Here is a 10,687-nt window from a genome sequence, read left to right as displayed (position 1 = left end):
GGGCTTGCCCTGGTCCGGGTCCAGGGGCGGACAGCCCCTGGTCGGGTCCGGGGTGAAACCCCGGCGCCACGCCGTGAAATACTCCCTAGGGATCAGGACTCTGAAGGAGGAAGCGCGAGGACCTGCTCGATGGGCGTCGTGACGCAGCCGTAGGCCTCGGCGGCGGCGAGCAGGCCTGCGTTGTGCGGGAGGTTCACGAGGAAGGCGCGCGCGTAGGGCGTGCCTTCGAGGCCCTTCAGGCGGCGCTCGAGGTGCGGGATGGCGCGCTCGATCGCGTCGCGGGCGCTCTTCAGATCGCCGATGTCGACGTGGGCGTCGTGCAGCGTCAGGTAGATCGAGGCCTCGTTGAGCAGGCTCGGGGCGCCGGATTCGACCAGGCGTGCGGCTTCGCGGGCGAGCTCGATCGCCTGGTCGGAGTTGCCGAAACGACGCTCGGCCTCGGCCCAGAAGCCGAGGGCGACGGGCAGGACGTCGCGGTTTTGCGACGCGCGGTAGGCCTCGGTTGCCGTCTTCAGCAGCGAACGCGCCCGCGGGATGTTGCCCGCGCCGTCGGTGCGCAAGAGCTCGCAGCCGCGGTAGAAGAGCGTGCCGAGCGTCACGCGATCCTTGTGGAACCAGGCCACGGTCGCCTCGTCGGCGCTCGTGCGGGGCTCGGCAAGGGCCACGTCGAGCCGGCTCTCCGGGCCGAACGTCGCGGCCCAGCAGAGCAGGTTCATCTGCGCGTTGCGCACGGTGCCGGGGCTGCCGATCGCGGAGGCTTTTGCGAGGCCTGCTTCGAGCTGGTGCAGGGCTTCTTGGCGCGCGCCGATCGTTGTCAGCGCGAAGCCGACGTTCGTGATGAGCATGGCCTCGCGCTCTTGCAGACCTGCGCTCTTCGCGGCGCGGGCTGCGTTGCGCCGGGCGTCGAGCGCTGCGCCGAGCTGACCCTGCGTCTGCCGCACGACGGCGAGAGCTTGCCAGGCGTCGACGGCGGCCCAGTCGATCGAGCGGCGCTCGGTGAGGTCGAGCAGGACACGCGTCTCGCGCTCGGCGAGATCGAGCTGGCCTGCGTAGGCGTAGAGGTTTGCGAGTGACGCCGAGCAGCGTGCTTCTTCCTCGACGAGACCGAGCTTCGCGGCGCGATCGCGGCACTGGATGAGCCGGGCTTCGACGTCGAAGCCGGCGCCGAGCACGTAGTCGTACCGCACGCGGGCGCCGAGGGAGCGGATCTCGCTCTCCTCGTCGTAGACGTTCTCGGCCATCGCATCGATGGCCTCCTTGCGCTCGGAGGACTTCGCGTCGAGACGGCTGTGGGCTTCGTCGAGCAACACCGCGCGGCCGAAGGCGGTGGGTTTGTCGGTGGCGAACATGAGCGCTCGCTCGGCCATCTTCACGGCTTCGCCGAGCGAGTTCGTGGCGAGAGCGCGGCGCGCGGCGGTCTCCCAGTGGACGGCGGCCTTCTCTTGCTGCGCGCCGAGATCGAAATGCTGCGCGACGGTGGCGGCGTCCTCGCCCATGTTGGCGAGCCATTCGGCCGCGGCGGCGTGGATCTGCTTGCGGAGCTCCTCGCTTGCCGAGGCGTAGGCGACGTCGCGGACGAGGGCGTGCTTGAAGAGGAACTCGCGCGTGCCGGCGAAACGGCTCGCGCCATGCTCGACCAAGAGCTCCGCGGCGATGAGCTTCTTCAAGGCGCCGTCCGCGTCTGCGACGCCGACGGCGCTGATGCCGGAGTCCCACACGCTCAGACCGAGGACGCTCATGCGCACGACGGCCTCGCGGGTCGCGTCGTCGAGGGCGTCGAGGCTGACCTGGATGGCGGCCTCGATCGTGGCGGCCGTGGTGACGTCCTTGCCTGCGGCGATGACGCGCGCGAGCTCCTCGGCGAAGAGCGGCGAGCCGGCGGCCTGCTCGGCGACGCGGTTCAGGACGGCCTCGTCCGCGTTCTCGCCGATGATGGCTCGGGCGATTTCGCGCGTGGCCTTCTTCGACATCGGGCGCAGGTCGATCCGCACGTGATCGCGGCCGACGAAGCGCTGGCCTTGATCACGCCAGAACGACGGCCGCATGACCATCATCACGAACAGGGGCAGGTTTGTCGCGCGACCGAGGAGGTGCTCGATCCAGGAAATGCTCTCGGGGTCGGACCACTGCGCGTCCTCGAAGAGCAGGACGCAGGGGCCGGCGGAGGCGGCGCCGAGGGCGAGCTCGGTCATCGAGAGGTAAAGCGAGTCGCGGGCGCCGCGCGGATCGAGTCCGTCGTCGAAGGGCTGGTTTGCGAGCAGGCGCGAAAGCAAGGCGCTGTCGCCGCTGCGGATCTTGCGCACGCGCAGAGCTTGCTCGACTTGCTCCAGGCTCGCGCCTTTCGGCAGGCCGAGCAGGGCACGCAGGGCGTCCGTGGCGACGCCGAGGGCCTGGGCGCGGCCGAAGGACTCGCAACGCACGCGGACGAGCAGCGGGGGCTCGTCGCGCGTCGTGATGCGGTTGACGAACTCGCGGCCGAGGCGGCTCTTGCCGATGCCGGGCGGGCCCGAGATCGTGACGATGATGGGCGTGCGATCGTCGACGCAGCGCTCGTACTGCGCGAGCGCGTTGATGAGCTCGGCCTCGCGACCGATGAACTGCTCGGTCTTGCGTCCCTCGGGCTTGGCGCGTGCGCCGACCTTGAAATGGCCGCCGGGGACGGGGTCGAACTGGAAGAAGCCCTTGTCGAGCTCCTTCGTGGTGCTGTCGCAGAGCAGGTTCGCCTCGCCCGCCTTCCGGGCGAGGGCGCTCGCGCGATCGACGACGTCGCCCGCGGATTTGACGCGATCGAGCCGCGTGCGACCCGTCGAGACGCCGACGCACGCGCCGAGCTCGGCGAGCCAGCGGCCGAGATCGAGGGCGTTCGTGGCCTCGTCGCCGTGCGATTGGCGCATGCCGAGGTGCGCGACGATCGAGTCGGTGCCGAGGGGCAGAGCATCCGCGCCGCGCTCGCGCAGCCGTTCGAGCAGCTGCAGGCGTTGCTCCTTGCGCGAGCCGACCTGGAGCGCGACGAGCGTCGTGACGAGCCGCGTGTTCATGGGCGGCGGCTCGGTCGAGGTGGCGAGCGCGCGCGCGACCTCGGGGACGGACGGATCGCGGCAGAGCGCGTCGAGCTCGAGCGCGACCTCGCGCGACGAGGACGGGCGGTGCTCGCGCTCGGACATGAGCATGCGCGCGACGAGCTCCTCGAGGGCCTCGGGCACGTCGAGCAGCAGCTCGCTCAAGCGAGGCGCGGGCGTCGTCGCGAGCAGCGCGATCGTGGCGATCGAGTTCGAGCCGATGTGCGGGGGCCTTCCCGTGAGCAGCTCGAAGAGCGTGGCGCCAAGCGAGTAGATGTCGCTGCGCGCGTCGGCGATGGCGTCGCCGCGGGCTTGCTCGGGGGCCATGTACGCGGGGGTGCCGACGAAGATGTCGTTGCCGGTCAGGCGCATGTCGCGCGAGGTGGCGACGCCGAAGTCGACGAGCTTCGAGGTGAGCTGCTCGGGGGCGGGCTCGCCTTCGTCGCGCGTCCTGCGCGTCGTGCGCGTGGAGACGGGGGGCGAGTCGGGATCGGGGAAGCGGCTCGAGAGGACGAAGATGTTCGAGGGCTTGATGTCGCGGTGGACGACGCCGGCGTCGTGGGCGGCGGCGAGCGCGAAGGCGACCTGACGCACGATGTCGAGGGCCTGGCGCATGGTGAGCGCGGCGCGGAGCTGGCGCGTGAGCAGGTCCTCGCCTTCGAGCCACTCCATCGCGATGAAGGGCGTGCCTTCGTCGAACTTTCGGCCGAGCGCGGCGGTGTAACTCGAGTCGAGGGCGCCGTAGGCAACGACCTGGACGATCCCTGGATGATCGAGCTCGCTCAGGATCTTGCCCTCTTGCAAGAGGCGCATGCGTTCGCCTGGATCCGACTCGCCTGCGGCGATGATCTTCAGAGCGACGCGCCGCTGGGAGACCGTGTCGAACGCGCGGAACACGATGCCGACGGCGCCGCGTCCGACCTCGCGCTCGACCTGAAATCGCCCGGCGATGAGCTGCTGGGTGCGTGCCATGCCTTGCTCGGGACTCCCTATCGCCGATTGCCGGCCGAGGGTGTAGTAGACCCGTGGTACGCGGGCCCGCCCAAGCGTACACAATCGTCGCACGAGCCAAAAGGCGGCAGGTGCATCGGAGAGCGCGCTCGCTTGACGGTCCCGGGCCGAGCCCCTAGCCTCACGGCCACGCGTCCGCCCGGATTCGAGTGAACCGGCGAGCGCAGGAGACGCGAAGAGGAGCTAGCGCATGCTCGAGCGGGTCGCGGTCCACCAGACGAGGCTCCGCACACCGGGCCTCGGCCTGGACGCGCGCGGCGTGGCGCTCGGCGCGAAGGGCGTGGTCCTCTTGCCCTCGATCGACCGGCTCGTCGCGTTCCTGGCACTCTACACGAGGCAAGGCTCGCTCGCCGACATCCTCCGGTCGCTCGCGATCGAGGTCGTGCGCTCGAAGCTCGGCGCGCGCGAGGTGACGCTGACCTTCGCGGCCGAGACGAGCGATCGCATGGATCGGATCGCCGAGATCGCGCGCCTGGCAGGCGGGTACACGTTCACCGGGACGAGCCGTCACTTCGTCCAGTACCGCGACGCGGCGGCGCCCTTCGGCTACGACGTCGCGCAGATCAGCGCGGGCGACGCGACGCTCTGGCTCTACCACAACACGTTTTCGCAGAGCTACGAGACGGAGCGGAAGATCGACGTGCGCTCGCTCGTGCTGCGCCTCGAGCCGCACGCGGATCCCTCGACGGGGCGTGAGCCAGGGCCGCGCTGGCTCTCCGCGGAGGCGGGGCTCGGGCCGGCGCTGATTCACTACTTCGTGCGCTCGGGCGTGACGGCCGAGGTCGGCGTCGCCGAGTGGCCGCCCGCGTCGAGCTTCGATGATGGACCGGTCGTCCGGTACCTCTTCCGCGTTCCCGAGTTGCCGGAGCGCATGATCCCGCTGCTCACGCGCACGCCGGGCGTCTCGATGTTCATGCCGGCCGCGCCGGGCACGGCCGTGGAGGTGGGCTTCCGGCACCCCGTGAACCTCCGCGCGTGCCCCGTCTTCGCGGAGACGGGCCTCGTCCTCTTTCGCGGTCATGGCCTGGATCCGCTGGAGATCCCGAAGCTGCCCGCGCTCGGCGACGTGCGCGCCTTCGCGCGCATGGAGATGCGCAAGGACGTGGCTGCTGCGCGCACGAGTGCCCAGCCGACGACCTCGGTCTCGGTCGCGCTTCGCCTCGTGCCCACGCTCGATCCGTGGCGTCACGTCACGGCGACCTGGGTCGAGGCCGAGGATCTGCCCGTGCTGCGCCGCATCGCCTACGCGCTCGGGCCGGAGAGCCTGCGCGCGGCGCGCGTCGCGTTCACCGAGCGCGGCGCGATCGTCCGGCATCCGACGGGCATCGAGGGCATCCCCGTGGGCCAGTTCTTCCGCGAGGTCCACAAGCAGCTCTACGTGCCCGCGGGCTACGACGTGGTGCCCGCGGTCGCGCCCGACGTGCTCTACCGCTCGCTCGGCGCGCCGCCGGGGCAGGTGCTCTTCATCGGTCGCGACGGCACGGTGCTCGGCATACCCGAGGAAGGGTTCGTCTCGCTCGAAGCGGCCGTGCTCGAGGCGCAGGCGTGGCTCCCGCTCGCGGCCGATCGCTTCGCGGACGCGCTCTCGTCGGCGCTCGCCACGGAGCTGCCCGAGGTCACGCTCGGCGGCGTGGGCCTCAGGCCGCTGCGGGACGTCTCGGCGAGCGACGACGGCGCTCTTCCTGCGCTCCCCGGGGGCGCGGGCAGCGGAGGCTAGCTTGGCGAGCGACGACGAACGGTTCGAGGAGCTCGTCACGGGGATCGTCGCGCCCCTCGTCCTTGGCGGAAAATTGCGCCTCGCGCGGCCGTTCGGGCAGCTCGGGACGAAGCTCGGGGAGGGGAGGCACATCGTCGACGCGGATGTGCGCTCGCGGATCGACGTCGCGCGTGTCAGGCGCGCGCGGCTCGTCGCGCCGGTCGACACGTTGCCGGATCTCGACGCGCACGAGTGGGCGCTCGCCGCGGCGCTGAACGACCTCTTGCAGGTGACGAACCACGAGCTCGGCGGGCTCTTCACGAAGGGGCGTTACATGCGCCTCGTGCGGAGCGTGTTCGATTTGTGTGGCCAGATTCCGCCGCCGCGCGACGTGGGCGCGGCGCTCGCCCGTCACGCGACGTTCGCCCGCGTGATGGAGCTCGGCCGCGCGGATACGTCGGTGCGCTGGTGGACGGGCTCGGCGAGCTTCCGCGGCGTGCCTCCGCCGAAGCGGCTCTTGATGTGGCAAAACCTGCGGCGCGTGCACGTGGAGACGCAGCGGGTGCCGCTGCACGAGATGTGCGACGGTCTCCCGTCGACGGTCGCCGAGGGCTACCAGATCGCGCTCGCGGCGTGGCTCTCGCGCTCGCCGCTCACGGATCTCGGTTCCATCACGCGCGCGGCGCCGACGTTCGCTTGGACGCCGGCGACGATCGCGCTCATCGCGGTGCCCGCGGGTCGGATGCTCGCGTTCCGGGTGCTTTCGCGGCAGCGGGCCGAGCACGTGACCACCGCGCTAGAGAAGGCGCGCGCAGGGCTCGACGGCGGGCTCGCGACGCATCGCGCGGTGGTGGAAGAATTTTCGCGGGAGGTCGTGAGCGCCTTCGAAGCGATGCGGGCCAAGCCGGAGAAGCGGACCGCTTCGGGGACGTCCTCGCCGCGCACGTAATCGTTTGCGGTCAAAGGATCAGAGCCACGGATCGAGCAAGGCCGCGACGCGCGCGCCGAACGGACCCGGGGAAGGGGGCCGGAGGAGCGCGTCGAGTGCCCGTGCGTCGGCCTTTGCGCGTGCCTTTTGCGCGTCGTTCATCAGGGCAGCGGCCGTCGCAGCGAGCGAGCGGTTCGTGACCGCGTCCTGGAGCAGCTCGGGGTACGCGCGGCGGCCGAGCAGGACGTTTGGCAGGCCGATGTGCGGGGTCCGTACGAGGCGGCGGGCGAGCGCGTAGGTGAGGGGATCGACGCGGTAGCCGATGACCGTCGGCAGCCCGGCGAGCGCCGCCTCGAGGCAAGCCGTGCCCGAGGCGCAAAGCGCGAGATCGAAGGCACTGAGCAGGGGAGAGGCGCCATGCTCCGCGTCGGCTTCGGCGATCTCGACCCCGGCGCGGCGGGCCGCTCGTTCGAGTTCGCCGCGCGCACGCGCGTCGAGCCACGGAGCCACGAGCACGCGTGCCTCGTCCACGTCGCCACGCGCCGTGAGCATTGAAGCCGCCTCGCAAAAGAGCGGCGCGAGGCGCGTGATCTCGCCGGCACGGCTACCCGGGAGCACGGCGACGGTGCGCCCTTTGGCGAGCCCGAGCTGGGCGCGCGCGACCTCGCGGGGCAGGCGCGGCGCCTCGGCCGACGGATGACCCACGAACCGCGCGTCGTACCCCGCCTCGCGCCAGAGCAGCTCCTCGAACGGCAGGACGACGGCGAGCCGATCGACGGCGTCGTGGAGCGCGTGGATCCTCCCCGCGCGCCAGGCCCAGACCTGCGGCGCGACAGCCCAGAGCACGTGTGTTCCGCGTCGCCGGAGCGCCCGCCCGAGCCGCGCGTTCAGCTCCGTGAAGTTCACGAGCAGCGCGGCGCGTGGTGGGTCTTTCCGGATCCTCCCGATCAGCGCGCCGAGCGATCGCCCGAGCGCCGGCACCTTCCGCAGCACGTCGAGCGTGCCCATCGCGGCGATGTCCGACGTCTCCGCGAGCGTCTCCATGCCCTGCGCCCGGCATCCGCGCCCCCCGATCCCGAAGGCGTGCACAGCTGGCCCGAGCGCGCGCAGCACCTCGGCTGCGATGCGATCCCCCGAAGCCTCGCCCGCGACGACGAGCAGCGGCGCGCCCGCCCCGCTCACGAATCCTCGCGCGGCGCGCTTCCTCGTGCTTGCGCGGATGACTCGCCCGGCGCCGAGAGCAGCGACGCCATGCGCTTGCCATACCGCTCGACCCGCTTCGCCCCGAGGCCCGGGATCGCGGCGATCCGCGCGAGCGTCGCCGCAGAATCCTCCCCCGCCGCCGTCAGCAGGGTGCTCGCGAGATCCTGCGCGCAATGCCCGGGCAGCACGGCCTGCTCGTCGACGCCGCGGCGCTTCGCCTCGGCGCGCCGGAATGCGCTGATCTTCGCCTCGATCTCGCGTCGTCGCGCGATCTCTTTCCGATCGATCGGCGCCACTTCGAAGTGCGCTTGCTCCTCGGGCGGCACGTCCCCTTCGGCGGCGCCGCGCGTGATCGCCTCGAGCCACCGCGCTGCGTGCCTCCCCGAGCGACCCGAGAGCGCGCCGGGCACGCGGCTGAGCTCGGGGATCGATGTCGGACGCATCCGCGCGAGTTCGAGCAGGATCTCGTTCGTGACGATCTTGAACGGCGGCACGTCGGCGGCCTCGGCGATCGCCTCGCGCGCGGCCACGAGGCTCCGGAGCGCGGCGCGGCCCGGACGATCGAGCTTCTGCGCGCCCTTGACCCGCACGTACGACGGGCGCGTCTCCCGCGGCGGCGCGAGAGCCGCGCGAAGCTTGTACGAGCACTCCTCCTCGATCTCGGCCTCGATGTCGATCGCGGCCGCCTTCGCGGCGAGCGCGCGATCGAGCTTCAGGAGATACGCGACGTCGTCCCCGAGGTAACGCCGCTCCGCAGGCGACACCGGCCTTTTCGACCAGTCGTGTTGCTGAAACCGTTTGTCGAGGACGACCCCGAGCTCCGCCGCGAGCACCGACGCGAGCCCCGTCGCCTTCTGGCCGAGGAATCGCGCCGTGACCGAGGTGTCCCGCACGCGCGCGAGCGGCGCGCCAACCTCGGCGAGCATGCGCGCGTCAAACGTGAGATCGTGCAGCACCTTGATGGGCCCCTCGGGGCCGAGGAGGTGTCCGAGCGCCGCCGCGCTCGTGGCGAGCGTGTCGACGATCAGGACGACCGTCGTATCCCCTTCCTCCCAGGCGAGCTGCGCGGCGCAAAGGCGCGGGCGGTAGACGAAGAGGCCGTTGGCCTCCACGTCCACCGCGATTGCCTTCGCCTGCACGGCGCGCTCGAGCGCGCCTCCGAGCGCGCGGGCATCGTCGACCCAGAGGACCTCGTACGGCGGCGCTTCCGGGCTCGTCATGGACGCGTGCGCTCGGCGCGACGCCTCGCCGCGAGGCCGAGGGCGAGGGCGAGGGCCGCGAGCGCAGTCCCGCCCGCCGATCGAGGCGTGCCCGGGGCCGTCGCGCAACAGCTCCCCCCGTCATCGGTCGGGATCGGCTCCGGATTGCACTGCGATTCGAGCCCGCGCCGCGGCGTGGGATCACACGAGGCGGGGATCGGATCGCCGGGTGGATAGGCCGCGCAGATGCCCTCGATGTCGTCGTTCTCCAGCGACCTGAGCTCCGTCGAGCCCGGCGTGTAGTCGGCGAACATCGTCGCCGTGCCGTCCGCGGAGTGCGACATGCCCAGGAAATGCCCCGTCTCGTGCGTTGCGATCGAGGGCAGGTCGTAAAGGACGTTGTCGGTCCCGGTCGTGAACTCCACGTTCGCCCCGTTGAGCTCCATGTCGGCGTCGTAGATCTCGCCGGTCTCGATGTTGTACGTGACCGTGGTGAGCGCGAGCGTGCTCCCCGCGCCGGCGTGCGGCCACACGTCGTCATGGAAGAGGATGACGTTCGCGTTGCCGGCCTTCTTGTTGTACTCGTGCGCGTGGCACTCCACGGGGCCGAGGTTCACGGCCTTGATGCGCGGATGCTTGCCGTCGCCGCAGTCGGCGTCGGTCCACTTCTTGAAGGCCTCCTCGAAGATCTTCGTCGCGTCGTCGAGGTCGATCTGCACCGACGCGTCCCGCTGCATGCTGAAGCCGACGCACGGGTTCTTCCAGAAGAGCTCGATGCCGCAGTCGGTCGTGCGCATGGGCATGCAGCGCGCACCGGTCCCGACGCCTTTGCAGCTCGTCGTGCGGCAATAGGCCGACGCCGTCGGCGCGAAGAGCGTCACCGCCGCGACGAGCGAGAGCCCGATCGCGAAAGACGCGAGCCGTCCTCGATTACTTGCGTTCGCGTGGCGCACGTTTCACCTCCTCGATGGCCACGAGCGCACGCGAAAGCGTCGCTCCCACAAGCACCTCACGCGCGCCGATGCTGGGCCCGGTCCGCGGCAGGATCGTCCCTGCGTCCGGGCTCGGCGCGAGCTTCGGCAAACCCCCCTCCGTGCTGATCACGGGGTAATGCCCCTGCGCCATCGCGGTCACGACGACCGCGGCCGGCGTTTTGTGCAGAAACAGAAGCGAGCGCTCTCCGGGCTTGAGCACCGCCTCGCCCGAGACCCACTGCCCGACGTCGCCCACGACGCCGCCGAGCGTCCGCACCCACACCTGCGTCCCCGGCTCGCCGACGACGGAGCGCTCCACGTCGAGCCGCGTGTACGTGACGATCCGCCGGCCGCTCGGGGTGTCTTCCCACATGCTCTGTCGTTCGGCCGCCTTCGCGACGACGACGTACGACGAGCTCGTCACGAGCTCATCGAGCGAGACGACCACCGAAACCGCCGCCGCGGCTTCTCTCGGGCCCGTGTAGGGCGAGTGTGGCGACACGAACAGCGCCGCCGGTAAGGCAAAGGCAAGTGACAGCGCAAGCAGGGAGGCTCGAACGCGCATGCAGGGAAGGATACCACCATCCCCTTGATGGCGCTCCACGTGGGGGCGATAT

General features: G+C 71.1%; 7 protein-coding genes. 2 read left to right on the top strand and 5 right to left on the bottom strand.

From position 1 onward, the window contains the following. Positions 1-92: 92 nt before the first annotated feature. On the bottom strand, positions 93-4,031 hold the full coding sequence (locus tag KEG57_RS30600) for a serine/threonine-protein kinase (protein ID WP_272425038.1): 3,939 nt from the start codon (positions 4,029-4,031) through the stop codon (positions 93-95). Positions 4,032-4,260: 229 nt separating this feature from the next. Between KEG57_RS30600 and KEG57_RS30595 the strand changes: the two genes are divergently transcribed. Together KEG57_RS30595 and KEG57_RS30590 are read left to right on the top strand one after the other, a co-directional pair. Continuing rightward, a complete protein-coding gene (locus KEG57_RS30595; RefSeq protein WP_272425037.1) occupies positions 4,261-5,787 on the top strand; it encodes a hypothetical protein in 1,527 nt (508 codons plus the stop codon). Between the two features lies 1 nt (position 5,788). Continuing rightward, complete coding sequence (locus KEG57_RS30590) at positions 5,789-6,715, top strand: hypothetical protein (RefSeq protein ID WP_272425036.1); 927 nt, start codon at positions 5,789-5,791, stop codon at positions 6,713-6,715. 18 nt (positions 6,716-6,733) lie between these two features. On the opposite strand, the gene lpxB is transcribed toward KEG57_RS30590, so the two are convergent. From lpxB to KEG57_RS30570, 4 genes are read right to left on the bottom strand one after another with little or no spacing between them, the layout of a single operon-like run. Beyond that, positions 6,734-7,876 (bottom strand): lipid-A-disaccharide synthase, encoded by a 1,143-nt coding sequence (gene lpxB, locus KEG57_RS30585; RefSeq protein WP_272425035.1) that lies wholly within the window; start codon positions 7,874-7,876, stop codon positions 6,734-6,736. Then, a complete protein-coding gene (locus KEG57_RS30580; RefSeq protein WP_272459092.1) occupies positions 7,873-9,117 on the bottom strand; it encodes an HRDC domain-containing protein in 1,245 nt (414 codons plus the stop codon). The genes lpxB and KEG57_RS30580 overlap by 4 nt, the downstream gene beginning before the upstream one ends. Continuing rightward, complete coding sequence (locus tag KEG57_RS30575) at positions 9,114-10,049, bottom strand: matrixin family metalloprotease (protein ID WP_272459091.1); 936 nt, start codon at positions 10,047-10,049, stop codon at positions 9,114-9,116. Before KEG57_RS30575 ends, KEG57_RS30580 begins: the two co-directional genes overlap by 4 nt. Further along, positions 10,027-10,635 (bottom strand): hypothetical protein, encoded by a 609-nt coding sequence (locus KEG57_RS30570; RefSeq protein ID WP_272459090.1) that lies wholly within the window; start codon positions 10,633-10,635, stop codon positions 10,027-10,029. Before KEG57_RS30570 ends, KEG57_RS30575 begins: the two co-directional genes overlap by 23 nt. Positions 10,636-10,687: the final 52 nt, after the last annotated feature.

The organism is Polyangium jinanense (assembly GCF_028435365.1).
Note: the sequence above shows the minus strand (reverse complement) of the source record. Positions and strands in the feature narration are given on the sequence as shown.

Bases quoted from the DNA above. Each gene is read 5' to 3' on its own strand.
- KEG57_RS30570 (WP_272459090.1), bottom strand. From the start codon at position 10,635: ATGCGCGTTCGAGCCTCCCTGCTTGCGCTGTCACTTGCCTTTGCCTTA.
- KEG57_RS30595 (WP_272425037.1), top strand. From the start codon at position 4,261: ATGCTCGAGCGGGTCGCGGTCCACCAGACGAGGCTCCGCACACCGGGC.
- KEG57_RS30580 (WP_272459092.1), bottom strand. From the start codon at position 9,117: ATGACGAGCCCGGAAGCGCCGCCGTACGAGGTCCTCTGGGTCGACGAT.
- KEG57_RS30600 (WP_272425038.1), bottom strand. From the start codon at position 4,031: ATGGCACGCACCCAGCAGCTCATCGCCGGGCGATTTCAGGTCGAGCGC.